The 25,713-nt window shown below is 69.0% G+C and carries 25 protein-coding genes; 13 read left to right on the top strand and 12 right to left on the bottom strand.

All coding sequences use genetic code 11. The annotated features are described in order from the left end of the window. Positions 1-69 precede the first annotated feature (69 nt). The 3 genes from PSC72_RS05540 to PSC72_RS05530 are packed head-to-tail and all read left to right on the top strand — an operon-like array spanning position 70 to position 2,218. Positions 70-768, top strand: coding sequence for a CDP-alcohol phosphatidyltransferase family protein (locus PSC72_RS05540; protein ID WP_274324898.1), 699 nt, complete (start codon positions 70-72; stop codon positions 766-768). A 5-nt stretch (positions 769-773) separates the two neighbouring features. After that, positions 774-1,466 (top strand): PHP domain-containing protein, encoded by a 693-nt coding sequence (locus PSC72_RS05535; protein WP_274324897.1) that lies wholly within the window; start codon positions 774-776, stop codon positions 1,464-1,466. 2 nt (positions 1,467-1,468) lie between these two features. Further along, positions 1,469-2,218 carry a TVP38/TMEM64 family protein gene (locus tag PSC72_RS05530; RefSeq protein ID WP_274326144.1) on the top strand — a complete coding sequence of 250 codons (750 nt, stop codon included), beginning with the start codon at positions 1,469-1,471 and terminating at the stop codon, positions 2,216-2,218. An 86-nt stretch (positions 2,219-2,304) separates the two neighbouring features. Here PSC72_RS05530 and PSC72_RS05525 read toward each other — a convergent pair whose 3' ends face one another. From PSC72_RS05525 to PSC72_RS05500, 6 genes are all read right to left on the bottom strand, one after another. Continuing rightward, positions 2,305-2,586 (bottom strand): hypothetical protein, encoded by a 282-nt coding sequence (locus PSC72_RS05525; protein WP_274324896.1) that lies wholly within the window; start codon positions 2,584-2,586, stop codon positions 2,305-2,307. A gap of 46 nt (positions 2,587-2,632) precedes the next feature. Continuing rightward, positions 2,633-3,466 (bottom strand): type 2 periplasmic-binding domain-containing protein, encoded by an 834-nt coding sequence (locus tag PSC72_RS05520; RefSeq protein WP_274324895.1) that lies wholly within the window; start codon positions 3,464-3,466, stop codon positions 2,633-2,635. A 12-nt stretch (positions 3,467-3,478) separates the two neighbouring features. Next, a complete protein-coding gene (locus tag PSC72_RS05515; protein ID WP_274324894.1) occupies positions 3,479-4,405 on the bottom strand; it encodes a manganese catalase family protein in 927 nt (308 codons plus the stop codon). A gap of 176 nt (positions 4,406-4,581) precedes the next feature. Continuing rightward, positions 4,582-4,998, bottom strand: a complete 417-nt coding sequence (locus tag PSC72_RS05510) for a DUF7124 domain-containing protein (protein WP_274324893.1) — start codon at positions 4,996-4,998, stop codon at positions 4,582-4,584. A 38-nt stretch (positions 4,999-5,036) separates the two neighbouring features. Next, complete coding sequence (locus PSC72_RS05505) at positions 5,037-5,861, bottom strand: hypothetical protein (RefSeq protein WP_274324892.1); 825 nt, start codon at positions 5,859-5,861, stop codon at positions 5,037-5,039. A 196-nt stretch (positions 5,862-6,057) separates the two neighbouring features. Beyond that, positions 6,058-7,338: an NAD(P)/FAD-dependent oxidoreductase gene (locus PSC72_RS05500; RefSeq protein ID WP_274324891.1), complete on the bottom strand. Its 1,281-nt coding sequence runs from the start codon at positions 7,336-7,338 to the stop codon at positions 6,058-6,060. Positions 7,339-7,535: 197 nt separating this feature from the next. Here PSC72_RS05500 and PSC72_RS05495 point away from each other — a divergent pair, with 197 nt between their 5' ends. After that, a complete protein-coding gene (locus tag PSC72_RS05495) occupies positions 7,536-8,129 on the top strand; it encodes a DUF6149 family protein (RefSeq protein WP_274324890.1) in 594 nt (197 codons plus the stop codon). Between the two features lie 19 nt (positions 8,130-8,148). Here the strand turns inward: PSC72_RS05495 and PSC72_RS05490 are convergent, their stop codons facing one another. Then, positions 8,149-9,834 carry a DUF7282 domain-containing protein gene (locus PSC72_RS05490; protein ID WP_274324889.1) on the bottom strand — a complete coding sequence of 562 codons (1,686 nt, stop codon included), beginning with the start codon at positions 9,832-9,834 and terminating at the stop codon, positions 8,149-8,151. Positions 9,835-9,910: 76 nt separating this feature from the next. On the opposite strand from PSC72_RS05490, the gene PSC72_RS05485 reads away from it, so the two are divergent. Beyond that, positions 9,911-11,104 (top strand): hypothetical protein, encoded by a 1,194-nt coding sequence (locus PSC72_RS05485; RefSeq protein WP_274324888.1) that lies wholly within the window; start codon positions 9,911-9,913, stop codon positions 11,102-11,104. A gap of 36 nt (positions 11,105-11,140) precedes the next feature. On the opposite strand, the gene PSC72_RS05480 is transcribed toward PSC72_RS05485, so the two are convergent. Further along, positions 11,141-12,460 (bottom strand): NAD(P)/FAD-dependent oxidoreductase, encoded by a 1,320-nt coding sequence (locus PSC72_RS05480; protein ID WP_274324887.1) that lies wholly within the window; start codon positions 12,458-12,460, stop codon positions 11,141-11,143. A 189-nt stretch (positions 12,461-12,649) separates the two neighbouring features. On the opposite strand from PSC72_RS05480, the gene PSC72_RS05475 reads away from it, so the two are divergent. Continuing rightward, a complete protein-coding gene (locus tag PSC72_RS05475) occupies positions 12,650-13,525 on the top strand; it encodes a homoserine kinase (protein ID WP_274324886.1) in 876 nt (291 codons plus the stop codon). 113 nt (positions 13,526-13,638) lie between these two features. On the opposite strand, the gene PSC72_RS05470 is transcribed toward PSC72_RS05475, so the two are convergent. Together PSC72_RS05470 and PSC72_RS05465 are read right to left on the bottom strand one after the other, a co-directional pair. Then, positions 13,639-14,328, bottom strand: coding sequence for a hypothetical protein (locus PSC72_RS05470; protein WP_274324885.1), 690 nt, complete (start codon positions 14,326-14,328; stop codon positions 13,639-13,641). Positions 14,329-14,519: 191 nt separating this feature from the next. Continuing rightward, positions 14,520-15,128 carry an undecaprenyl diphosphate synthase family protein gene (locus PSC72_RS05465; protein ID WP_274324884.1) on the bottom strand — a complete coding sequence of 203 codons (609 nt, stop codon included), beginning with the start codon at positions 15,126-15,128 and terminating at the stop codon, positions 14,520-14,522. A 179-nt stretch (positions 15,129-15,307) separates the two neighbouring features. Between PSC72_RS05465 and PSC72_RS05460 the strand changes: the two genes are divergently transcribed. Together PSC72_RS05460 and PSC72_RS05455 are read left to right on the top strand one after the other, a co-directional pair. Then, positions 15,308-16,657, top strand: a complete 1,350-nt coding sequence (locus PSC72_RS05460; protein ID WP_274324883.1) for a DUF92 domain-containing protein — start codon at positions 15,308-15,310, stop codon at positions 16,655-16,657. Next, a complete protein-coding gene (locus PSC72_RS05455; RefSeq protein ID WP_274324882.1) occupies positions 16,654-17,172 on the top strand; it encodes a GNAT family N-acetyltransferase in 519 nt (172 codons plus the stop codon). The genes PSC72_RS05460 and PSC72_RS05455 overlap by 4 nt, the downstream gene beginning before the upstream one ends. Positions 17,173-17,181: 9 nt before the next feature. Here the strand turns inward: PSC72_RS05455 and dnaG are convergent, their stop codons facing one another. Then, positions 17,182-18,618 carry a DNA primase DnaG gene (gene dnaG / locus PSC72_RS05450; RefSeq protein WP_274324881.1) on the bottom strand — a complete coding sequence of 479 codons (1,437 nt, stop codon included), beginning with the start codon at positions 18,616-18,618 and terminating at the stop codon, positions 17,182-17,184. A 286-nt stretch (positions 18,619-18,904) separates the two neighbouring features. Between dnaG and PSC72_RS05445 the strand changes: the two genes are divergently transcribed. From PSC72_RS05445 to PSC72_RS05430, 4 genes are all read left to right on the top strand, one after another. Further along, positions 18,905-19,126, top strand: coding sequence for a DUF3311 domain-containing protein (locus PSC72_RS05445; RefSeq protein WP_274324880.1), 222 nt, complete (start codon positions 18,905-18,907; stop codon positions 19,124-19,126). Then, positions 19,119-20,621: a sodium:solute symporter family protein gene (locus PSC72_RS05440; RefSeq protein WP_274324879.1), complete on the top strand. Its 1,503-nt coding sequence runs from the start codon at positions 19,119-19,121 to the stop codon at positions 20,619-20,621. The genes PSC72_RS05445 and PSC72_RS05440 overlap by 8 nt, the downstream gene beginning before the upstream one ends. A gap of 232 nt (positions 20,622-20,853) precedes the next feature. Continuing rightward, complete coding sequence (locus PSC72_RS05435) at positions 20,854-21,792, top strand: hypothetical protein (protein WP_274324878.1); 939 nt, start codon at positions 20,854-20,856, stop codon at positions 21,790-21,792. Positions 21,793-21,947: 155 nt separating this feature from the next. Then, the gene (locus PSC72_RS05430; protein ID WP_274324877.1) at positions 21,948-22,850 is read left to right on the top strand and encodes an HFX_2341 family transcriptional regulator; all 903 of its coding nucleotides are present in this window, start codon (positions 21,948-21,950) and stop codon (positions 22,848-22,850) included. A gap of 20 nt (positions 22,851-22,870) precedes the next feature. Here PSC72_RS05430 and PSC72_RS05425 read toward each other — a convergent pair whose 3' ends face one another. Then, on the bottom strand, positions 22,871-24,619 hold the full coding sequence (locus PSC72_RS05425; protein ID WP_274324876.1) for a M48 family metalloprotease: 1,749 nt from the start codon (positions 24,617-24,619) through the stop codon (positions 22,871-22,873). 282 nt (positions 24,620-24,901) lie between these two features. On the opposite strand from PSC72_RS05425, the gene PSC72_RS05420 reads away from it, so the two are divergent. Next, positions 24,902-25,687 carry a CAP domain-containing protein gene (locus PSC72_RS05420; protein WP_274324875.1) on the top strand — a complete coding sequence of 262 codons (786 nt, stop codon included), beginning with the start codon at positions 24,902-24,904 and terminating at the stop codon, positions 25,685-25,687. Positions 25,688-25,713: the final 26 nt, after the last annotated feature.

Here is a 25,713-nt window from a genome sequence, read left to right as displayed (position 1 = left end):
AGACATGTACTGAGTAAATAATTCTCAGAGTATTTTTATATTCGACGGCGTCGTGGGTTCGCCCGAGGGATGACCGGATCACTCCTGCGGGCCGTGCGGGGCGCCTGGCGCCGGGTCGAACAGTCAGACCGGGTCGTTCACGACGCGAGCGGGAGGACGAACGTGTTGGCGCGGTTGACCGGAGCGGACTACGTGAGTCTGACGGCGCTGTTCGTCGGATGGGGGAGCACGCTCCTCCTGTTGGGGGGTGAGCCGAACCTCGGACTGCTGGCGATGTTCGCCGGGTTCGGCCTCGACAAACTCGACGGCTGGTGGGCCAGGCGAACCGGGGCCAGTTCCCCGTTCGGTCGACAGATCGACTCGTTCATCGACGTGTTCGTTTACCTCGTCCCGGGCGCGCTGCTGTTTCACGTCGCCCTCGCTCCCGCCGAAGTCGCCTCCCTCGTCGTCGGCTTTCTGGTCCTCTCGTTCGGTGGCCTCCGGCTGGTCCGTCACAACAGCGAGGGCTTCGGGAGCGACGGCGGGACCTCCTTCTACCACGGGACGACTGTCGTCCACACGAACCTCGTCGTCGTCGCGAACTACTTCCTCGCGGCGTTCGTCGCCCCCTGGAACGGGTGGATCGCGGGGGTGACGATCGCGGCCGCCTGTCCGCTCATGGTCTCGGACTACAAGGCCTACAAGACCGACGGCAGCCACATGCTCGCGGCGATCGGGGTGCTCGTGGCCTGCGGGTTCGCCATCGGACTCCACTGGGGGTACATGTGAGAGGCGTGACCGACGGAACCGACGCTCGTCGCGTCCGGATCGACGCGCACCTCCACACGGTCGCTTCCCACGACTGCCAGACGCCGCCCGAGGACATCCTCGCCGCGGCGCGCCGGAGCGACCTCGACGGCGTCGTCGTCACCGACCACGACACCGTCGAAGGCGCACGGATCGCCGAATCGCTCGCCGGCCCAGACGACCCAGTCGTGATCCGCGGCTGCGAGGTGTCGACGGCGCACGGCCACCTGCTCGGGATCGGCGTCGACGACGCGCCGGCACCCGGCCGTCCCCTGGCGCGGACCGCCCGCGAGATCCGACGGCAGGGCGGGATCGCGGTCGTTCCGCACCCGTTCCAGCGGTCCCGCCACGGCGTCGCCCGGGACGCGGTGAAAGCGGTCGACGGGATCGAGGTTTACAACGCGCACACGCTCACGAACGTCCGCAACGCGCAGGCCCAGCGATTCTCCGCCCGGCACGATTTCCCGGAGTTCGGTGGCAGTGACGCCCACACCGCCGCCAGCGTCGGCAACGCCGCCACAGAAGTGGCGATCGACGCCGGGCGATCGGTCACGCATGGCGCCGTGCTCGACGCGATGCGCGCGGGGCGGACCGAGGCGGTCGGCCGGCGGGTCCCCGCGCTGCGCTACGTGGGTCGCATGGTGAACGCGGCGACCCGCAAGACGCTCTCGTTCCTGTGACGATGGCGGCCGCCGGTTCCGACGACACCGACGATTCGGCGGACGACGCGGACGATCAATCGACGGCGCGGGTGTTTCGCTCGCCCGCGGCCCGTCGCGACGCGCTGGTCCGCGGCCTCGCGCTCGCCGGCGTTCTCGCTGGCGCGACGGTAAGCGTCCTCGCGCTGTTTCCGCAGGTCACGGACCCGATCTGGGTCAGAGCGCAAGTATCGGCGCTCGGTCCCCTCGCGCCCGCCGCGTTCGTCGGCCTCCAGACGGCCCAGGTCGTCCTCGCACCGCTCCCGGGACAGGTCATCGGCGCCAGCGCGGGCTACGCGTTCGGCACGGTCGCGGGGACCGTCTACAGCATGGTGGGCGTCCTCCTCGGGACGGCGATCGCGTTCACCGCGAGCCGGCGCTACGGGCGGCCCTACGTCGAACGCGTCGTCGATCCCGCGGCGCTCGCCCGGTGGGACGGGTTCGTCGACCGCCGCGGGGCCGCCGGGCTGTTCGTCCTCTTCCTCCTGCCGGTGTTTCCCGACGACCTGCTGTGTTTCGTGGCCGGCCTCTCGGAACTGCGCCTCCGGACGGTCCTCGCGCTCGTCGCCGTCGGCCGGACGCCCTCGTTCCTGGTCGCGGCGTTCGCGGGCGAGCGACTGGCCGACGGCGAACTCGTCGTCTTCGCGGCGGTCTCGGCGGCCGTCGTCGTCGGATCGCTCGCCGTGTACGTCGGGAGAAAACGGGTCCTCGACCGCCTCGACGGCGCTGTGTGACCGAGCGGGAGTCAAGGCCAGTCGTCGCCGGTGGTTTCGGCTGGCGACGCCGGCTGGTCCAGCACTCTCTCGGTCGGATCCGCTCGTCAGTCGCCGCCGGTGGTCGTCTCCGCGAACGTCTCGTCGACAGTGCCCTCGCGGACCGCCCGGACGTACCGGTCCGGGTTGTCGAGCGCCCACTCCCGAGCCGCGTGGAAGTTGTAGCGGTCGAGCGTGTCGAGGATCCCCTCCTCGAAGGGGTCGACCCCCATCTGCCCGAGCGTCTGTAGTTCGCAGTGGACTTGCCGCGGGACGGCGACCGGCCCGTCTCCGCGGCGCTCTGCGGTCGGTTCGTCAGATCCCGTGGTCTCGGCTGTCTCGCCTGTCATCGGTGTGGTCTCGCTGTCTGTGTCGAACTGCGCCCGCGACGGTCGTCTACGCCGGTCCGAACGGCCGCTCGGCGTAAGTGACGTCGCCGATTCCCTCCGCAACCCGTCGCTCGTACGCCCGGGCGAACTCGCCGACGGTCGACCGGGAGAGCGCGTCCCGGTCGGCGTACAGGTACGCGAGGCGGACGACGGGCGTCGCCGAGTCCACGTCACCGGCCGTCGTCCGGACCAGCCAGTCGCCGGGTTCGTAGTACCCGACGCCGCCGGCGCCCACGGCGTACTGGTACGCCCGACTGCCGCGAACGAGCACGTCAGCTGACGGTGCCGAGGACGCTTCGCCTCCAGGGGGCCCCTCCGAACCGCGCTCGACAGTCCGGGTCAGTGCCCCCGCGATCCGGGAGACGCCGGAGTCGACCTCCGCCCACGTCTCGACCGGCCCGTCGCCGGCCCACGTCCCGGCGATACCGCTCGGCGAGAGGCACTCGACCCACGACGACTCCGGGGGCCGAAGCACGGCGGCGCCGGAGACGATTTCGCGACCCCGGTAGTCGACGCCCTCGTCCGCGACGCGAGCGCGCTCCGAGGGAAGCATCGGCCTGCTCCCAACCAGGGCGTCGACCTCCCCGGCGGCGAACCGCTCAAGCCCGTCGGTGGTCTCCGCTCGCTCGACCGCGACGGCCGCGTCGGCCCGCTTGACCGCGTCCCGGGCAGCGGCGTGCTCCGCGGGACTCGCGGCGACCGTCGGCGCGGCCGCGCCGCGACCGGTGACTGCCGCCGTTGACAGCCCGGCGCCGGCGACCGTCCCGGTCGTCAGCAGGAAGTCGCGCCGCGAGACCGACCCGGGGCCGCCGTCGTCCGCCGCTGGCTCACGTTCGGTCATCGCGGACTCCGTTCACTCGCCGCCCCCGGAGTCGGTTGCGGTGTCAGTCCCGGTGTCCGTTCCCGTGTCAGTCCCGGTGTCCGTTCCCCCGCCGTTCTCTTCCGTCGCCAGCGTGTCTTCGCCCTGCGGGACCGGACTGTTGAACGTCGCCGGGTCGGACTTCTCGATCTTCGGGTCGAACCCGTCGAGGTCCTGCTGGGTGATGTACGAGAACGTCCCCTCGTCGTCCGGCGAAATGCCCGTCGTCCACGGCGTCTCCGGGTCGGGCTGTTCGTCGAGGTTCGTCGACATGAACGCGTAGTTGAACTCCTGGTTCTCGGCCTCGTCGGGGAAGCTGTCTGGGATCGGGAACGCGTCGAACGCCGCCTCGGAGTCGCCCAGGTCCTTCAGGATCTGTATCCACTGGTTCTGGTGCATCGTGTCGCGGGCGATGAGGTACGACAGCATGTCCTTCATCCCCGGGTCGTCGGTCATGTTGTACAGCCGACAGGCGAGCTGGCGCCCCGTCGACTCGGCGGCGATGTTGGCGGTCATGTCCGCCGCGAGGTTGCCGCTCGCCATTACGTAGTTCCCGTTGAACGGCGTGCCGTTCGCGTCGGTGAACAGCGGGTTCAGCCCCGCCGTGAGGTACTGTCGCGGCTGGTAGTTCGTCGGATCCCCGCCGACGGACGTCGACGACCCCTGCAGGTTCTTGTGGATGGCCGTCGCGTACATCTCGATGTGGCCGAACTCCTCGGCCGCCGTGTCGATCAGCGCGCGCCGATACGGCTTGAACTTCTCCGTCTTGGGCAGCCCCATCGCCTGGGCCATGTACTGCAACGCCACGCGGAGCTCGCCCTCGACGCCGCCGATCCCTTCCTGGAGCATCTTCGCGAACTCCGGGTCCGGTTCCTCGACTTCGACCTGATACTGGAGCTGGTCTCCTTCGTGATAGAACATTGTGCCGTTCCGTTCGGCCGATGGGAATGTCAGTTAGAAAGTCCACTCCAAGCAACAGCAAGCGTCGACGATCACCCAGAATCAACGGAAAACGCGGACGAACGGAATTCGAGCAGGCGAATCGCCGCCGCCTCTCACCGCGCGGGCACGGCGCTCGCCCGCGCCGGAACGCCGGTTCAGGGCCAGTCGTCGCGCTCGTCGTCGCCGGCCGCGTCCTCGGGGACCTCGGGTTCGCCCAGTTCCCAGTCGGCCGCCTCGGCGGCGTCCTCGACGGCGAGGTACTCCCAGTCGACCTCCTCGGCCAGGTCGGCGTCCTCGTCGCCGGTGCCGACGAAGACGTGGCGCTCGGTGCCGAACTGGCGTTTGACGTTCTCGAGGCTCTCGGCGCGCGAGCGGGGCCCCGAGAAGAAGTCCTGGCGGATCCGGTGTTTGCGCGTGAAGTTCGTCACGACGTAGGTCGGCTGTTCGGAGACGACGCCGACGTACTCGCTCCACTGGCGCGCGTCCTGGAACACTCGGTCGGGATATGCCAGTTCCTTCAGCGCGTCCAGGTCGAACGCGAGCGTCATGTCGCTGCTGCCGCCGCTGTCCATACTCGACAGACGGACAGCAGGGTGGAAAACGGCTTCGATCAGGCCCCGAGGCGGTCGCTCTGGCCGGCCGGCGCGGCGCTCGCCTGTCCTGCGACGCCGCCGACCGCCTGCAGGTACGCGCTCGTCAGCATCGAGATGCCGAAGACGATGACGCCCGTCTCGACCGCCCGACGGAACGGCCCGCTGAGGTCGCCGAGCGGGATCAGCCCGGCGACGAACCACGCGACGCCCCACGACAGCCAGAAGACGATCCCGAGGACGATCATCTGGGTGGCGTTCTCTTTCACCAGCGCGTAGCTCTGGGAGATAGCCTCGAAGACCCCGTCGCCGGCCAGCGCGATCCGGTGGCGGACGAAGAAAAACAGGACCGCCAGCGCGATACCCGGGACCAGGAAGAACAGCGTCCCGAGGACGATCAACACCAGCGCGATGAAGTTCGCGACCAGCGACTTCACGTATGCACCAGGCAGACCCGACGTGATCTCGTCCACAGGGACGCTATTCGGGTCTCGCGCCGCCAGTGCCCGCACCCCGACGACGTGCAGGAGCTCCGCGATGAAAGGGAGCGTCGAGACCAGCGCGATGGCGACCGGGAAGGACACGTCCATTCCCGCCTTGTCGACCGCGTCGACGAGCGGAAGTAGGAAGTCGTACCCGCGCTCGATCAGTTCCAGTTCCAGTTCCCTGATGGAGTATCCCCCCGCTTCCCTCAGGGCGAATTCGATCCCGCGCGCGAAGAACGTCTCGTAGATCACCGGGTTGGTGAGCCTGAATCCGAGGAACAGGACCAGCACCAGGAGCCCCGGGACGGTCATCAGTCGTTGCACCGCGTCCTCCAACGTGTCACCCACCGACACTGACATGAGCCGGATTGGTAGGCTCTCTTACTTAAAGGGATCTATATCATTCAGCCTGTCTGACGACTCTCCGGGAGCGACGCGGTCGGAACGCGATAGCGGTTCGGCCGGAAGGACGGAAATCGAGCGGAAACGTGCGGAAACGAGCGGGAAGAACGGAAACGAGCGCGGACGGGAGCGGCGAGCGGGTCGACCCGCGACGTTACTCGGCTTTGGGCGCCGCTTCTTCGAGTTTGTCCATGTCGACGTCCTCCTCCATGAGGAGGTCCTTGTGCTGGGCGACCTCGCGCTCCTCGCGGATGAGCTTCTTGTACTTGGACTGCTGGGAGAGGTCGCCGATCAGGACGCCGCCGATGATCTTGCCGTCCTTGAACGCGAGGCGGCGCCACTCGGTGTCGCTGTACTTCTGGCTGGCCTCGTCGTCGCCGATGGTCGGGTGGCCGAAGGAGAGGAACGGGAAGTCGAAGTGGGTGATCGAGTACGAGGAGACCCAGCGGAACTCCTCGGGGTCGTCGGTCCTGCCGCCATCGCGGAGGTCCTCGACCATGTTCTGGCCGGCGATAGAGCCCTGTTCCTTCGCGGAGCCCCACGACCCGTTCTCGCCCATGTCGTCGAGGATGGTGTCGTAGAACCAGGTGATGTCGCCCGCGGCGTAGATGTCGTCGACGTTGGTCCGCATGTACTCGTCGGTGACGATGCCGTTGTCGTTCGTCTCGACGGGCGTGTCCTGCAGGAACTCCGTGTTGAAGCTCAGCCCGATGGCGACGCCGGCCCAGTCGCCCTCGAAGCGCTCGCCGTTGGGGTCGATGGCCGCCTCGACCTGCCCCGTCTCGTCGGTCTCGAAGCGGTCGACGCCGGACTCGAACACCGGGGTGACGCCGCGTTCGCGCATCGCGTCGTGGAGGATCTCCGCGCCCTCCTCGTCGAGCGCGTAGCGCCACCAGCACTCACCGCGCATCAGGTAGTTGGCTTCCAGACCCTGCGCGCCGCAGATCGCCGCGAGGTCGATGCCGAGCAGGCCCGCGCCGACGATGATGCCCTGGTCGGCGTTCTCGACGTTCTCCTTGATCGAGCGGGCGTCCTGAAACGTCCAGAAGTGGTCGATGCCGTCGGCGTCGGCGTTCTCGATGCCGAAACTCGCGAGGCTGGCGGGCGTACCGCCCGTCGCGACGAGGAGCTTGTCGTAGTCGTAGTCGGTGCCCTCGTGGGTGTGTACCTCGTTGGCCTCGGTGTCGATGGTCGTGACGTACGTGTTGAGCTGGAGGTCGATATCCCGCTCGTCGTACCACTCCGGTTCGTGGATAGAGATGGGCGCCTCGGGGAGCTTCCCCTTGGCGAACTCCTTGATCAGAATCCGATTGTACAGTGCCTCCCCCTCATCGGTGATCACGGTGATGTCCGCGTCAGGGTCCTCCTCCCGAATCGTCTCCGCTGCCGAACTCCCCGCGATGCCATCACCGATGATGACGTGGGATGCGCTCATGCCCGGCATCTTCGTAACCGTGGTTAATGTGGGTTGCTATCTCTCCGTGCGGTTGGTTGTCAAACGCACGCCCTGAACGGAAATTCTGATCGTTCCGGCATCCGAAACGCGATTTACACCCGGGAGTAAACACGGAGCGGCCCGACCCCCCGCGAGCGGGACGTTCAAGAACGTCGGGTCCTAACCGCTCCGACGAGATGAAACTCCGCCAGAACGCCCGACACTTCGCGGCGAAGCAAGCGCTGACGCTCCCGGTCGTCGGCGAGAAGGTCACCGACCGACTGGTCGGGATGCACACGGACATCTTCGCCGGGAAGGCCGAGGAGGGTCACCGCGACGAACGGCGCGAGCACCTCGACGACTTCTTCGGCGCGACGATGGACGCCTACGTGGCCGCACTGGAGGAGGGGTACCCAGAGGCAGAAGCCCGGGAGATCACTCACGTCCAGGCCAACTTCGACTTCTACAACCACGGCTGGACGGAGATGATGGAGTTCCCCGGCGACGAACTGGAGGCCCACTACGACCGCTACGCCGACTTCTTCGAACGTCACGGCATCACCATCGACGACCCGCTCGGCGAGTTCCGCCCCGCCGACGGCGTCGCCGAAGCCCCCTCGACGCCGGAGAAGCTGGAGGACCCCGAACACCCCCACGCCGAGGGCGGGTTCGCCGACGACGTGTACGTCGAGACCGACGACGGCGACCTCGTCGTCGGCGGCCAGGAAGAACCCGAGGACGTGTCCGCCGAGGAGGCGCCGGGTGTCGACGGCGACGACGCCGAGACGTAGCGGTACCGGCGCGACTGAGTTACTGCCTGCGAGCGAAGCCGAACAGCGTCAGGAATGCACCCGCGAGTAGCATCGTGAGGGCTGTGAACCTGGGACCAGTCCCGGCCGTGGTCGTGGTCGTCTCCCGTGACGTGGCCTGTTCGACGCGTGCGGTCGTCGCTGCCGTCGAACCGTCGGTCTCGGTGACCGCCGAGTCGTCGGTCGCCGCGCTGGTTTCGTCGACTGTCGCCGATTCGGTCGCTCCGCCGGCAGTATCGGTCGCCGTCACTGCCGTGGACACCTCCGTTTCCGCCGGCGTCGGCGTGTTCGTCTGCGTCGGCTGTCTCGGTGACCCCGGCGATGGCGGTGCGAAGCCGGTCTCGGCCGCGGCGTCACCGGTCGTTCCGTACGGTCGGTCGACAGTCGCGTTATCGAACCAGCGGTTCTGGTTCCCGTCGCGGTGGACGACGGCGACGAGCGCGTCGGAGCTTTCCGTGGCGTAGCCGACGTACACCGGAACCTCCTCGTGCCTGCCGGGCGAGAGATTCCCGGAGACGCCCGCGATCGGACCGGTGGCGCTCCCTCGGTGGAGGACGACGAAGCCGCCGCGCGAGAGCGTGGCGTCGACTGTGACGGCGTCGTAGCTCCCGGAGGCGTTCCGTTCGGTCCCCCGAAGTTCGATACTCCCGGTCGGAGCCGTTACGACGACGGTCGCCGACTCCGGCGGATCGTAGCCCTCACGGTCCAGGATGTTTCGATCGTCGAGGCGGACGGTCGCGTCTACTACGGTGCCGTTCGAGACATCGCTCAGGTCGAACGCCGCCGAGAACGTCCCGCCCTCCGCGACGGTGGCCGTCGTCCGGCGGGCGACCCACTCGTCCGAGTCCGACGCGGTGAAGTCGGACCGGAGACGGACGGTGACGTTCAGCCCGGGCCGGACGTTCGTCACCCCTCTCAGCGTCTGGTTCGGCGCCGAGTCGAGGTAGACCCGCTCGCGCTGTTCGTCGTCGTACCGGATCTCGGCGGTCCGGATCCGGACGACGAAGTCCCGCGTCGCGACGACGCGCTCGTCGTCCGCCGTCAGGTTCGACCCGCCGGTCAGGGTCACGTGGGCGCGGACGTGGTCGTACTGTTCCAGATCCGGCGGGTGCTCCACGATCGGTTGCGAGACGTTCCGGTCGACCCCCGGGCCCGGCGAGTCCGAGTAGGTGACCGTCACGCGGTCCGTGTCGACGACGACGTACGTCGTGTCGTTGGCCGCGTCGACGAACGCACGCGTCCCGTTCGGGAACGGGTCGATCCATTTGGAGGCCCGCTGAGGACCGGTCTTCCCTTCGAACGTCAGGTTCGCTGCGGATGTCCCGAACCGGTCCAGCAACGCCGTGGTGGCGTTCCCGTCGCCGAGTTCGGCGGCGAGACCGGCGTGCGTGATCTCGACGACGAACGGGTCGCCGACCGTGAAGTTCGCTACCTCGGGGAGGCGCCCGGCCGCGATCTGTCGGCGGACGGCGGCCGTCGAGTCCAGGTCGCCGAACGCGACGCGCGCTCCGGTCCGGAATGTGAGATTCAGCCCGTCGCTCTCGACCGCCGTCCGCTCGGCCGTCGCCCCGGTCGGCGGGTCGAGTTCCGGTGCCGCGGCCACGCCGGGTGGAACGGCAGCGGTGAGCATCACGACCACGACGGTGATCGCGGCTATCGAGAACCCGGTCGCCTGAGTGGAGGGCATCGATCGCCCGCCCGGCCGGCCGAGATAAATGTCTTCTGTCGGAACGGTTTTGTCCGCGGCCGGCGACTCGCCGACGATGCCCTCCGAACAGTCTCGCAGACGGTTCCTCGCCTCGCTCGGCGGCGTCGCGGGCGTGGGGGTCCTCGGCGCCGTCGCTCGCTCGGGGTCGACGGGCGACGCGAACACTACCGGGAGACGCGGGTCGGGTCGCGCCGGGTCCGCCGGTCGGAGCACCGCCACCATCGCGCCGCGAACGCCCTCGCAGTCCGACGCGGTCTGGACGGAGACGTTCGGGACGCAAGACGACACGCCGGTGGGTGCGGTGCCCGCACACGGCGAGGGCGCCGCCCTCCTCGTCAGCCCCCGCGAGACGGACTACGGACTTCGAGTGGTCCAGTTCCTGCACGACGGGACTACGGAAGTGGACGCTCGCCTCGACGCGCCCGAGTGGTACGACGGGTGGTTCGTCCGCGTAGACGACGGGTACGTCGCCGTCACCCACGCGAGCGACGAGAGTCGGCCGTGGATCCTGTCGCTCGGGCCCGACGGCGAGCGCCGATGGGACAGGTACGTGAAGCTAGGCGACGCACTCGAAGCCAACTCGACTGCGATCGGTCGGCGACCGGACGGCGGCGTCGTCCTCGGCGGCGGCATGGGCGAGGACGAGGACCGGGTCGCGTGGGCCCTCGGGACCGATGCCGACGGCGACCGGGAGTGGTTTCACACCTACCACTTGGACGATTTCAGAGTCTCCGACATCACCGCTCGGCACGACGGCGGCTACCTCCTCGTCGGCGAATCGAGACCGTCCTCGGTCGAGGGGACCGTTCCCACGCTCCTCGCGACCGACGAGTACGGCGGCGAGCAGTGGCGCCGGACCCTCGCGGGGTACGCCGAGGGGGCGCTCCGTGTCTTCCCCCGGTCCGGCGGCGCGGCCATCCTCGGGGAGATTTTCGACTACGACAGACAGGAGGTGGTCCTGTCCGTCGTCGACGACCGGGGGTTCCCCGTCTGGCGACGCGCGTTCGAGGGCCTCGCCCCGACCGACTTCGTCCCCCTCGACGAGGGCTTCGCCGTGGCGACCCGTACGCGGCTGTTCGGGACCGATCAGCTCGGGCGACGGGACTGGGACCGGACGTTCGAGTACGAGGACATGCAGGTCGTGACGGCCACCGAGGAACAACTGTTCGTCGCCGGGCAGGTCGACTCCATGGACCGAGGAGGGAGTCCGAAACTGTGGGCCGCCGGTGTCTCACGGCCCGATCGGTAACGCGGCCCCGTAGTCACCGCACCGAATTTCCGGTGGTTACCGGACAGACCCGTTCGTGATCAGGTCCGCGCAGGCGTAACCGGCCTCAATGCCGCCGTTGAGCGAGCGCTCGGGATACTGCGCCCGGGAGGCCATCCCCGCGTAGTAGACGCCCTCGGCAACCTCCTCGCCCAGGTCGTAGGGCACTACCATGTCGAGGTAGCCGCGCTCGTAGATGGGCGCCGTCCGCGGGTTGCGCGCCGTCTTCACCCAGTTGACGCTGTCGGGGTCGAAGTGCGGGAACAGATCCTCGATCCCGGCTTCCCAGTGGGACTCGACCTCCGCGTCGGACATCTGCCAGAGGTCCTCCTCGGGGCTCTGGATGTAACTCGCCGTGTAGTAGAGGTGTTCGCCGCCGTAGCGCTCGGGCGGGACGAAGTTCGTGTGCTCGATGAAGACGCCGAACGGCGCCTCGTCCTTGATGTTCAGCCAGTAGGTGTCCGACAGCGACTCCTCCATGCTCCAGACCGAACACACCGTGCCCTGGAAGTCGATCTCGCAGGGGTAGCCCGTCAGGTCTTCGAGGACGTTCGGCATGGCCGCGACGACGACGCCGTCGACCTCGTGCGTCTCCCGCTCGCCGTCGCGCTCGACGGTCAGCGACTCGACGGCGCCATCCGATTCGGTCAGTTCCGTCACGCGCGCGCCCGTGGTGACCGTATCGCGGCCGACGGCGGCCAGCAGTTCGTCGAGGAGGCGGCCGAACCCGCCGTCGAGATAGCCCAGTTGCTCGCCGCGGATCGGGTCGCGCTCGCCGCGGAACTTCACTCGCCCGAGTAGCCAGGCCGCCGAGACGTCCTCCTTGCGCGACCCGAACTTCGCGTCGAGCAGCGGCTCCCAGAACGACTCGTAGACGTGCCTGGTCGTGTGCTCCAGCAGGAACTCCTTGATGGGCACGTCCTCGAAGTCGGTGATGTCGTCGTAGGTGTCGAACTTCGGCCAGCCGCCGCGCACGTCGATCTCCTTGACGAGCATGGCGAGGCGGAACTTGTCGTAGATCGACAGGTGCGGGTAGGCGAGGATCTCCCACGCCTTCTCCATCGGGTGGACCACCCCGTCGACGTAGTAGGAGTCGGTCTTGTAGCGCCACTCCAGGTCCTCGCCGAGGCCGAGTTCCTCGATCAGTTCGACGATGGTCCCCTCCGAGGCCGAGAGGTGGTGGTAGAACGTCTCGATGGGGTCGCCGGCGGTCTCGTAGACCGCCGCCAGCCCGCCCACCTGGTCGCTCGCCTCGTAGACCTGCACGTCGCGGCCGCGCTGCTGGAGGCGATACGCGGCCGCGAGGCCGGCGACACCGCCGCCGACGACACCGATCATACCCGTCAGTTCCGCCGTGACGGGAATAGCCCTTTCGCTCGCCCACTCGCGGACGACCGAGCGCGTGGCGGACGTGTACTCTCGGCGCCGGCCGATCGTCGTCCCACTCGGACGCCCTCGTCCGGTCATTCGCGCGTCAGTACGGGAGTCCGCTACCTTTTTGCCCGCACTCCGGGAATTGCGTCGCATATGGTGACGGTGCGGGCGCCGGCGACGAGCGCGAACCTCGGGAGTGGCTTCGACGTGTTCGGCGTGGCGCTGGACAGGCCTGCCGACGTGGTCAGAGTGGAGCGAGCCGCGGAGACCACCATCGACGTGACGGGCGCCGGCAGCCAGTTCATCCCCGAAGACCCCGACGAGAACACCGTCGGCGCGGTCGCCGAGGCGCTCGACGCCCCCGCGCACATTGAGATCGACAAGGGCGTCCGCCCCGCCTCGGGACTCGGTTCGTCCGCGGCGAGCGCGGCCGCCGCGGCCGTCGCCCTCAACCGCCTCTACGACCGCGGGCTCACCCGGAAGGAGCTCGTCCCCATCGCCGCCGAGGGTGAGGCCGTCGTCTCCGGCGACGCCCACGACGACAACGTGGCGCCGGCCATCCTCGGCGGGTTCACGATCGCGACCCCGGACGGCGTCTCGAAGGTCGACGCCGACATCCCGCTGGTGACCTGCCTGCCGGACATCGTCGTCTCGACCCGCGACGCCCGCGAGGTCGTCCCCGAGGGCGCGCGCGTCAGCGACATCGTCGAGACCGTCGGTAACGCCGCGACGCTGACCACGGGAATGCACCGCTCGGACCCGGAACTCGTCGGCCGCGGGATGGAAGACGCCGTCGTCACGCCGGCGCGCGCCAAGCTCATCGACGGCTACGATGACGTCAGGCAGGCGGCGTTCGACGCGGGCGCGACCGGCGTGACCATCAGCGGCGCCGGCCCGAGCGTCATCGCCGCCTGCTACGAGTCGGACCAGCGAGCCATCGCCTCGGCCATGGTCGACGCCTTCGAGGACGTCGGCGTCGACTCGCGCGTCTACCAGACGAGGATCGGCAACGGCGCGACCTTTCACTGAATCCGTCCCTGCTTCACCTCGTGTCCGGCGGCGAGCCGTTCTCACCCCGGCCCCGGCAGTCTACTCCCCGGTCGGCCAGTATCGCCTACCCGAACCGCCGGACCGACCGCCGGCTACGGTCGACCCACGCCGCGTTCCGCCGGTCGCGACACGTCGCGTTCTCCCGTTCGCTCGACCGGACCAACCGGGCCCGTCGAGCGGACCGTCGCGGTCGAGTCAGTCGGCGCGGGCCGACGCTTGCCCGCGTCGGCGACCCAGACGTCCGCTTCCGGGTTCTGGAACGGTTCGACGACGAGCCGACCGTCGAGGCGGGCCGTCTGGAGGACTCCGCCCGCCGCGGGGCGACTCGCACCGCCCAGGACCATCATGGCGTCTATCAGGATCTGTCTCGGGACGGGCGGCGACGGGGCGTCCGGGGTGGCGACCCTGGCGGTCGCCAGGTCCGCGGCGATGACTTCGACGTACCGAACGGGATCGCGGACGCCGCCGAGCGACCGGTGCCAGTGGGCGGGGTAGACGCTCACCCGACCGGCCTCCACCTCGTAGAGGGCGTCCGGAAGCCACAGGTCGAGGTCAGTGATGCGACCGTCGAGGATCCGTTCGAACCGCTCGACGGTGTACGGCGCTCTGGGCCCTAACTGCCCCAGCAACTCGGCGACGTACCGCCTGACGACCGTCCGCGGGACGCCGGGTCCCGCAACCCCGTGGAAGCGCTCGATCACGTCGACGACGTCGGTCGGATAGAGGTACCGACCCCTGCGAAACAACTCGTCGACGATCCACGGCTGGAGTGGGTCGCTCATTACGACGGACACTTCGTCCACCAGCGGCATAAATTGCCGCGTCGGTCGCGCGTCCGCCCCGCGAAACGCCCCGCGGGAGCGGCGGTCGGCCGAACTTCCGAGAGACTCGCTCCGCTCGTCTCTCGACGTTCGGGCGCTTCGCTCCGCTCAGCGCCCGAACCACCGTGAACCGAAGGTTCACGTGATTCGGTCTATCGACCGAACCGCCGCTGACGGTTCTGATAGTCCCGGAGCGCCCGGAGGTAGTCGCGCTGCCGGAAGTCCCGCCAGTTCACGTCCGTGAAGTAGAGCTCGGAGTAGACGGACTGCCAGATCATGAAATCCGAGAGGCGCTCGGCGCCGGTCTTGACGACCAGATCGGGCTGAACGGGGAAGACGAGTTCCCGCTCGATGGCGGTCTCGTCGATGTCCTCGGGGGTCAGTTCGCCGGCTTCGACCTCCTCGGCGAGGCCCTGAACGGCGGTCGCGAACTCGTGTTTCCCGCCGAGGCCGATGCTCACGACGATGGGGGCGTCGGCCTGCTCCTCGTCGCCGGGGCCACGGACGGCGAGTTCGCGGGGCGCACGCACGCCCGCGAGTTCCTCGCGGATCGTCCCGACGACTTCGCCGTCGAGGACGCTGACGTAGACGGCGATCCGCTCGGCGCCGAACTCGACTGCCCACTCGAAAAATCGCTCCAGCGTCCGGTAGCCGTCGGACTCGAGCAGGTCTCGCTCGGTGACGATGACCGCGACGGTCTCGGGGAGGTCGGCGTCGCTGTTACGCAGGCGGAGGGTGAGATACCATTCGTAGAGGCCCACACCGGTCATTCCGACGGACGTGTCCTAAATCTCACGTTCGGCGACGGGACGCCGGAACGCGGACGCCGGGTTCGACGACGGCTCCGTACGCGGACCGGGCCGCGAACGTGTCACGGTGAATGCACGGACGCGACGGTTCGGAAACGGTAAGTAGCTCTCCGCGGGATACCGACAGTAGCGTGACACCCACAGTCCGGCGTGCGGGCGCGTTCGCCCTCGTCGGGACGCTCGCGCTGGCCGTCCCACCGATCGCCAGCAACACGAGCAGGGCGCTCGCGACCGTCGCCGCGCCCGGCCCGTTCCTCCTCGTCGCCGCGCTCGCGCTCTACGTCGTCGACGACGGTCCGGTGTTCGAACTCTTCGCGCGGCCGGGCGACCGCCGCGACGGCCGGCTCTACGGGCTCGCCGGCTTCGCCCTCGCGGCCGCCGCGCTCGCCCTCCTCGCGGTCCGGTTCGCGATGCCCCTGTCAGTCTTCGTCGGGACCGTCCTCCTGCTCTCGTGGGGGAACCTCGGCGGCCACGTCGTGCGGACAGTCCGCGACGAACCGGTCCTCGCGACCGTCGGGTTCGTCGTCGCGGGATTTCTCGCCGGGAGCGCCGGACAGTACGCCGCGGCGCTGCTCGTCGATACCGCGGTCCACTGGCCCCTGGTCACGTTCCTGGCGGCCAGCGGCGCCCTGCTCGGGGCGCTCCTGCGGGCCGTCCTCTTCGAGCGCGACGACCCGCTGGTCATGATATCCATCGGCATGCTCCTCTGGCTGTTCGCCGACCTGCCGCTGTCGGTCGACACGTCGGGGGTCGCCGTCGCGCTCGCCGTCGCGGTCCTGCTGGGCGCGCTCGCCTACGCGCTGGAGACCGCGTCGCTCCCGGGGATGATCACCGGCGTCTTCCTCTGCCTGCAGACCATCGTCCTCGGCGACGTCGGCTGGTTCCTCCTGCTGGTCACCTTCTTCGGCGTCGGCGGGCTCTCGACGAAGTTCCGCTACGAGGAGAAAGAGTCCCGCGGGATCGCCGAGGAGAACGACGGCGCTCGCGGCAGCGGGAACGTCCTCGCCAACTCGCTTGTCGGGCTGTTCGCGGTGCTCGGCTGGTCGGCCAGCCCGACGCTGACCGGGCTGGAACCGGAGCTGTTCCTGTTCGCCTTCGCCGGGTCCATTTCGGCGGCGATGAGCGACACTCTCTCCAGCGAGATCGGCGGCGTCTTCGACGACCCGCGGCTGATAACGACCTTCGAGCGCGTCGAACCCGGGACCGACGGCGCGGTCACCTGGCAGGGCGAGGTGGCCGGGCTCGCCGGCGCCGTCCTCATCGCCGCTATCTCGCTCGGCGTCTTCGAGGTCGTCGACGCCCGCGGAGCCGGCGTGGTCGTCTTCGGCGGCGTCGTCGGGATGACGGTCGACAGCCTCCTGGGCGCGACAGTGGAAGGCGTCTTCCTCGAGAACGAGGGCGTCAACTTCTTCGCGACGCTCGCCGCGGGCGTCGCCGCGGGGCTCGCGGCGGTCGTCGTCGTCGGATCGGTCGCGATATGACCCGGATCCGCGAGGGCCGACCCGGCGACCTGCCCGCGTTGCGAGCGATCCAGGAGGCGGTGCTCGCCGAACCCTGGCAGGAACTGCTCACAGTAGCCGTCGACGGGCCGCCGACGCTCCTCGTCGCGACCGAACCAGCCGCCGAGCGCGGCGAAGCGGCGACGAGTGACAGCGTAGCCGCGAACGACGGCACAACGACGAGCGCCGGCCCGGCAACCCCGGTCGGCTACGCGCTCGCGGTCACGGACGGCGGCGACGCCGGCTATCTGGCGGAACTCGCCGTCGCGCCCGGCTCGCAGGGCGCCGGCCACGGCTCGGCGCTCGTCGACGCGCTGGTCGAGCGACTCCGCGAGGCGGGCGTCGGGGAACTGCGCGTGACCGTCCGAGAGGTCGACGAGCGCGCCCGCGAGTTCTACGGCGACCGCGGCTTCGAGCGGCGCGAGCGGATCGCGGACCACTACGAGACCGGGGACGGGCTGTTGCTCGTCCGCGAGCTCGAAGGTGAAAACGAGTGAGTCCGGCGCTCAGACCTCGTCCGCGGTGAGCACCCGGACGTTCACCGGCTGTTTGACGTACTCGCCCTCCGCGGCGCAGACGACGACGTCGACGCCGCGCTGGGCCGCCACGTCGAGGACGCGCTGGGAGAGTTCGCCGTCGATGACGACCGATGAGGGCACCCGATCCGCCGACTCCAGGAGGGCGAACGCCTCGTCGGCCGGTCCCTCGGCTGTCGCCTCGTGCGTCGCGTCGAGCAGCCGCACGGTCCCGCTTGCGGCACCGACGACTTGCTCGACGTGGTTCGCGAGCGAGTCCGGTGCGTCCGAATCCGCCGGCTGGTCGGCCACCTCCACGGCGGGTTCGGAGACGGCGGCTTCCGCGGACCCTGCGGTCGGGCTCGCCGTCGACGTATCGCCGTCGGCCTCCAGGGACTCCATCGAGGCGTCGCCGCGTTCGTCCTCGTCGGCGGGCTGCGCGCCGTCGTCGCCCGCGTCGGCGTCTGCGTCCGCCAGGGCGGCGTCGGATCCCTCGTCGACTTCAGGCCGGTCCGGTTCGACCGGCGAATCCGGGTCGACCGTCCCCGAGTCGCCGTCGGGCGGCGAGGGCTGGGCGCTCCCGTCGGTGGCGGCGAGCCCGTGGGGCTCGTCCGTCGCGGCGTCGGCGGCCGAGACCGTCTCGAAGGGCACTTTGTCGCGGAGCGCACTCATGAGTTCGCTGCGCGACAGGTCCTCGACGGAGCGGTCGGTGGGCGCGAGCGCGACGTAGTCGATGTCGCCGACCTGCGCGAGTTCCTTGAGGATGAGGTCCCCCCCGCGGTCGCCGTCGAGGAAGGCGGTCACCGTTCGGTCGGCAGTCAGTTCCGCGACTGCGTCGGGCACGTCCGTCCCCTCGACCGCGATGGCGTTCTTGATGCCGTACTTCAGGAGCGTCAGCACGTCGGCGCGGCCCTCGACGACGATGATGGCGTCGCTGTCCTCCACGCGCGGGCCAGCCGGCATACCCGCGAACTCGGTGATGTCCTCGACGCGGACGCTCCGGCGGACCTCGTCGACGAGGTCCTCGCTGGACATGGTCGTCGCGTCGAACTCCGCGAGGAGTTCCTTCGCGCGCTCGACGACCTGCCGTCGCTTGGCCGAGCGGACGTCCTCGATGTCGCGTACCTCGACGTCGGACTGGGAGGGGCCGACGCGCTCGATGCTCTCCAGGGCGGCCGCGAGGATCGCCGTCTGGACCCGGTCCAGACCGCTGGCGATCGTTATCTCGCCGAAGGAACTCCCGCGCTCGGACTCGATCTCGACGTCGATCCGCCCGAGCTTCCCCGACTCCTGCAGGTCGCGCAGGTCGAGTTCGTCGCCCAGCAGCCCCTCGGTCTGGCCGAAGACGGCGCCGACGACGTCACTCCGCTCGACCACCCCGCTGGTCCTGATATCCGCGTGAATGAGATATTTCGCTGAATCGTACATTGATGAACTGCCCCTGTCCGGGGCGCTGTGATGGTGAATGTCCGTCCATGAACCGTCTCATGGAACCACCCCTAACTTGTCACTGGAAGACTCTAATATCTGCGGATCCCGCGACTCTCACCCGGCCGTCCGCTACACGCGTTCGGCCGGCGGCCCGAACGACCGGGTCACGTCCGCCCGCCGACCCACCGACGCGTCCGGCCAAGTGAAGAAAAATCCTCTTCGAAGTACTGTTTCGTTTGCGATCGGCGAAAGGTTAACGGGAACGCAGTCGGACACGGGGTGTATGCACGAACGGGCGCGCCTGATCGGCTGGTCGGCCGTCGGAGTACTGCTCGCGGCGCTGGCCGTGCCGTGGTTCATGTGGGGCGGGGACGCGGTCGCCTCCGGACTGCCGGTGTGGGTCTGGTGGCACGTCGGCTGGCTGTGCCTGACGGCCGTCGTCTTCTGGGTCTTCACGCGACGTGCGTGGGGGCTCGGCGTCGAGGGGGTGAGCCGCGATGGCTGACGCGACCCTGCAGGTCGGGATCATCGTGGGCTACATGCTCGTCGCCCTGGGCATCGGCGTCGTCGCGTATCGCCTCACCGAGCGGACCGCCGAGGACTACTACCTCGCCTCGCGGACCCTGGGCACCGTCGTCCTCCTCTTCACCACGTTCGCGACCCTCCTCTCGGCGTTCACGTTCTTCGCCGGCCCGAACATCAGCTACGCGGCCGGCCCGGAGTGGATCCTCGTCATGGGGCTGATGGACGGCGTCATCTTCGGGATCCTCTGGTACGTGCTGGGGTACAAGCAGTGGCTCGTCGGCAAGGAGAACGGTTACGTCACCCTCGGCGAGATGCTCGGCGACCGCTTCGGGTCGCTCCCCCTGCGCGTGCTCGTCGCCGCGATCAGCATCTTCTGGCTGTTCCCGTACGTGATGCTCCAGCAGCAGGGCGCAGGCACCGCTATCGAAGCGCTGACCGGCGGCGCGGTCCCCTACTGGGCCGGCGCCGGGGGGATCACGCTGTTCATGATCGGCTACGTCGCGCTCTCTGGGATGCGCGGCGTCGCCTGGACGGACACGCTCCAGGGCGCGTTCATGCTCGTGATGGTCTGGGCCGCGTTCGTCTGGGTCGCCTCGGCTGCCGGCGGCGTCGGCAGCGCGACGGCGACGCTGGGCGACGTGGACGGCAACTTCCTCGCGCTCGGCGGCGGGCTCTACACGCCACAGTACGTCCTCTCGACGGCCGTCTCCATCGCCTTCGGCGTCACGATGTTCCCGCAGGTCAACCAGCGCTTCTTCGTCGCCGATTCGAAGGCCGTCATCAAGCGGACGCTCCCGCTGTGGCCGGTGCTCGTGATCCTGCTGTTCGTCCCCGCGTTCATGCTCGGCGCGTGGGCGAAGGGGCTGGGCATCGAGGCCGGCGCGAACGAGAACGTCCTCCCCCTGTTGCTCGCCGAGTACACGCCCGCGTGGTTCGCCGCGCTCGTCGTCGCCGGCGCGATGGCCGCGATGATGTCCTCCAGCGACTCGATGCTGCTCTCGGGTTCGTCCTATTTCACCCGCGACGTGTACCGCCCGCTGGTCGAGGAAGCGAGCGAGCAGCGCGAGGCGTTCCTCGGTCGGGTCGGCGTGGCTGTCTTCGCCACGCTCTCGTTCGTCGCCAGCCTGTTTCAGCCGGCGACGCTGCTGGACATCGGCAACACGGCCTTCGGCGGGTTCGCGCAGTTGGCGCTGCCCGTGATGGTCGCGCTCTACTGGCGCGACACGACGAGATGGGGCATGTACGTCGGCGTCGGCGGGAGTCAACTCGTCTACGTCGCGGGCGCGCTGTTGCCGAAAATCACCGTGCCGGTGCCCGTCGTCGGGTCGGTCACGCTCGTCCCCGGTTCGATCTACGGCTGGAGCATCTCGGTGTGGTGTATGCTCCTCGGCCTCGCGCTGACCGTCGGTACCTCGCTGCTGACGAGCGCGAGTCCGGATGAAGACGCGTCGGTGTACGCGACCGGCGCGGACTGACACGCCCCGACCCGCGGTCAGCAGTCGGCCGTTCGACCGGCTATCGCTGCCGTCGTGGCGACGGCGCCGTCAGCGCACCTGTCACTTGCGATTGGTAGGGTATTTATCCGACGAGTAAGCCGCTAGCAACTGGAGACTGCGGTAGCGACCACGCCGTTCGGGCGTGCGACCCGGAGACAGAGTCGGACGCCCGGACACGTGGGTGGGAACTGCGACAAGAGAGTGGAGAACGATGGCACCAACGAAGACGCAACTGGGGTGTCTGTTCCTGGCAGTGCTGACTGCGGCGTCAGTGTTCACGGGGGCAGCGCTCGGAGGACCGATAGACGCACAGGCGAACGACCAACTACTACAGGAGGCCGAAACGGACGGGTCCCCCATCAGCGTGGCGCCCGGCGTGGCCGGGACCACGAACGACTTCACGTTCACGTTGGACCTCAGCGGGAACGCCTCGGAGGTCGAGGTCGAGAGCGCGTGGATCGACTTCGGCGACAGCGGCGTGAACGGGACCGCGCTCAAACAGCGGGTCGACAGCGGCGAGAGCGAGATCACGGCGACCGCCAACGGGACCAGCATCGAGTTCTGGGGGGTCTACTACCAGAACTCCGCGGGCGTGCTCGTCGGCACCACGCACTTCGAGGTCGGCGACGCCGACTCGCTGACGATCACGATCAGCGACGTGCCCGTTCCGGACGACGGCGAGTTCACCGCCGCGTACGAACTGAACAACGGCACGCACGGGACGCTCGAAGCGCAGTCGGTCTCGGACTCTTACACGATCGCCGCGGCGTCGACGCCGACGCCGACCGCGACGGCGACGCCGACCGCGACCCCGACGGTCACGAAAACGCCGACGGCGACGCCAGCGGAGACGCAGACGGCCACCGCCGCTACGACCGCGACCCAGACGCAAACGGCGACGGCAACCGCTACGGCGACGCCGACCGACACGGCGACGCCGACGGCTACCGCAACGCCGACGGCCACGGCGACTCCGTCGCCGACGCCCGACGACAGTACGCCGACGGAACAGGAGGACGAGTCCGGCGGTCCGTCGGAAGCGACCGACGCGTCCGTGGAGACGACCTCCGGGGGCGGCCCGGGCATGGGCGTCCTCGCGGCGCTCCTGGCGGTCGTCGCGCTCGCGGTCACAGCGACGCGGCGCGACTGACCGTCGTAACCGAGTCGTCCGCATCGACTCCGGCTATCGGGACACGCGGCCGACGGGAGCGGTGACGAGTCGGCCCCGGCGGGTTCGGGTCGACGGTTATCGGCCGCGTGTCGCACGTCTTAACCCTTACAACCCTCCGCTCGGTAGCCGTCGGCATGCAGACACACATCGTGCCGGTCGGGTTCGACTACGACCGGCTCATCGCGCCGCTCGTGCGCGATAGGCTCGACGTCGACCGCGTCGTCCTCCTCGAGGGCGCGGTCGGGAGCGAGGCCAACGTCGAGTACTCACGGAACCTCGCCGCCAAGCTGGAGAAGGACTACCGGAACCTCCTCGGGGCGGCCACCGAGCGCTTCGTCGTCGAAGACGTCTACGACTACGACGAGGCCTTCGAGCAGGCGTTCGAACTCATCAACGCCGAACTCGACCGTGAGGACGACGCCAGCGTCTGGGTCAACATCTCCGCGATGCCCCGCACCGTCTCGTTCGCCTTCGCCACCGCGGCCCACTCCATCATGGTCGAGCGCGAGGAGGACCGCCAGCGCATCCACACCTACTACACCGTCCCCGAGAAGTACCTCGAGACCGAACTCGCCGAGGAACTCCACCGCGGCATCGACCTGCTCTCGGACCTCCAGGGCGCCGTCGACGATCCCGAACTCGCCGAGCGAGTCGACGAGCGGCTGGACGCCGCCGAGGAACTGCTCTCGGAGTTCGACGAGCGCGGGACGACCATCGGCGCCAAGGAGTTCGACGGCAAGCACATCCTCGAGCTCCCCGTCGCGTCGTTCTCCAACGTCAAGCCCTTCGAGGAACTGATCCTCTTCACCCTCGGCGAGCACGGCGAGTTCGAGTCCGTCTCGGAGTTGGCCCAGGAGCTCGCCCGAGAGCTCGGCGAGGAGTACACCGACAGCTTCCGCTCGAAGGTCATCTACAACGTCGACCGCCTGGGCCCGGGCGGCAAGGGCTACATCGAACAGGAAGAACACGGGAAGTCCTACCGGACGCGCCTGTCACGGATCGGCGAGCTCTGGGTCCGCGCGCACTCGGACGACTGAGCGGTACTCCGCCGGTCCGGTTACTCCCTGGCGACCGACGCCGCCGTCGACTGCGTCTCTTCGCCCGCTTTCTCGGCCGACTCGCCGCCTTCTCGGACTCGCGCGACGCGGTCGTCTATCGACGGCGGCACAGCCCCGTAATTGTGAGCGATCCCACCGTTGCGCCGCGCGAAGTTCACGGCCCCTACCCGCTCGAGCGCCCGGGCGTAAACGCCGGGACTCGTCGCCGCCGCGGCGTACTCGTCGGCACGGTACTCCTGGCCCCGTGCGAGCCACCGGAGGGCGTACTGGTAGACCCACGCCGGAGCCAGGAACGCCCACAGGCCCAGTGACACCTTGACGACGGCCGCGAACGCGAGCGCCCAGTACCCGAGCGTGAACAGCACCTGATTGCGGAGGTGTCGGCGCTTGACGTGGCCCAGTTCGTGCGCGACGAGCGCCCGGATCTCCTCGGCGTCGAACTCCGCCAGGAGGTCGTCGGTGAGGAAGACCCAGTAGTAGCCCGCGAACCCGGTGATCACCGCGTCGGCGTGGCGAGCGTCTCCCGTGTCCAGCAGCCGAATTCCGCGGACGGACACGTCCTGGCGGTCGCAGAACTCGGTCACCTCGCGTCCGACTTCGGCCGTCACTGCGCCGGTGTCGTCGAACGCCCTGATCGCGAGCGGTCGCAGGAACTGGTCGACCGCCACCAGCAGCGAGACGACCAGACCGCCGAGGAGCGGCCACTGTACGATCGCCGGCGCGAGCGTCAGCAGGACGACGCCGGCGGCCCAGTAGCGGCCGAGGCGGTAGAGCGCCGACTTCCCCCAGTCCGCGAGGGACGCCAGCGGACTGTACCGGGCGTCGACGAGGTCACGGACCACCGGTTCGGTGGCGAACGCCGTACTGAGCCAGACGGCACAGATGAACGGGGCCAGCCCGACTGCCCACTGGGACGCCGACACCCACGCGCCCGTGGGGACGGCGGGGAGGAACGCGTCCGCGACCAGCGACACGAGCGACTGACTGCCCAGCCACAGCACGATACCGGCCGCCGCGGCCGATCCGAGCAGGACCGCGTTGGCCCTCGTCTTCCGGACAGCGTGGACCCGGTCAGCCGCCGGTTCGGGACCGTCCGCGATCGAGCGGGCGCGGTACCGGACCACGGCGTACGTCCCGCCCGACGACAGGACGAGGAGGGCGGCCAGGGCGTTGATCGTTCCGATCGGGAACCGGTAGGTGATCGCGTCCTCGCCGCGCACGTCGGCGTGCGTCAGTTCGTACCGAGCGTTCCAGAGCGACCGCGACCGGACCGACCCCTGACTGACCGTCGTTCCGGGCGGGACGTCGACGACGAACGTCGGCGCGTCTGTCGGCGCGACTCCGGCCAGTGCCTCACTCGGGACCGCTCCGCTCAGCGGCCCCGTCCGGGCGTCGACCTCGGTCCGGATCTCGGTCCGGTAGAGTTCGCCTCCCTCGACGAGCTGTCCGTTGACGTACTGCGATATCCTGGCGTCGACTTGGCGAGTCGACACCTCGTGGACGGGGATCGACGCGTCGTCGGCCAGTCGACCCGCGGCCGCCTCCGGGTCGTCGGTCGACCGGACCGGCAGGAACACCGTCACCGTGTCGTCCCCGGACGGCCTGATGTCGACGAGTACGGCGTCCTCGGACGGGATCGTCAGGCTCTCTCCGGCCCCCTGGCCGTGGACCGAGGCGACGCCGACGGAGAGGAAGACGGTCGCACACACCAACGCCGCCACCCCAGCAGCGACCAGCCTGGACTCCATAGTACCGTGGACCGATCGGGTCGTATTTAATTTTCCGCTGTCACGACGAGTCCGGTGGCACGGTCCCGTCCCCGCCGAGTGCGGGCGAGAGCGACTGACGCGGGGAGCGGAGCGGATCCACAGGTCTCGGAGAGACCACGGACATCGGACTCGGTTTCGATGTCGGCCTCGCGGCGTTTCGCACCGTCCCACGGACGCGGCGTCCGCTCGCGGAAGGCGCTCGTGTAACATTTTCTACAGCAAAAGTATAGAAGGGCAGAATGATACCGTAGTTACACGTAAATGGCGACGAAGGAACTCCTGTTCGTCGGGTTGGGCGCGGCGCTGGCGGTGGCGGGCGTGGTGGCAGTCACCGATATGGGCCCGGTCCAGGTCTCGGTGCAGGTCGAGGAGACGGGGGGCAGTGGCACCGACGAGGTCGAGGTTCCGAACGGCGGCGAGGGGATCAGCCTCCTCGACGAGGAGACCGCCACCACGGCGGAGGAACACGAGTCCGGCGTCAAGGGGACCGACCCGCCGACGGTCGACCCCACGCCGACACCCGAGCCCCCGACAGTCCCGCCGACCGACGAGCGGGAGACCGACCTCGATATCTCGAAGATCGAGTTCGCTATCCACAACCGCGTCAACGAGATCCGGACCGAGCGGGGCCTCTCGCGGCTCCGGATGGCGCCGAAACTGCGGGCGGCCGCGCGGTATCACAGCCGCGACATGGCCGAGGCCGGCTACTTCGCGCACACCTCGCCCGACGGAGAGACGCGCGCCGACCGCTACGATCGCTTCGGCTACCAGTGCCGGATCGACACCGGCGTGGGCGACGAGTTCGTGACCGGCGCGGAGAACATCGCCTACACCTGGGCCAACGTCACCGTCGAGTCGGACGAGGGATCGATCTCCTACAACGGTAACGAGACGGCGATCGGACGCGGCATCGTCGCCCAGTGGATGGACTCCGAGGGGCACCGCGAGAACGTCCTCCGCTCGTACTGGGCGCACGAGGGGGTCGGCGTCGCCACCGCGGAGGTCGACGGCGAGGTGAAGGTCTACGCCACGCAGAACTTCTGCTGAAGCGCGTCGCCGGGCGCGGCGTGTGA

It is taken from the genome of Halosimplex aquaticum, from assembly GCF_028747785.1.
Lineage (GTDB): Archaea > Halobacteriota > Halobacteria > Halobacteriales > Haloarculaceae > Halosimplex > Halosimplex aquaticum.
Note: the sequence above shows the minus strand (reverse complement) of the source record. Positions and strands in the feature narration are given on the sequence as shown.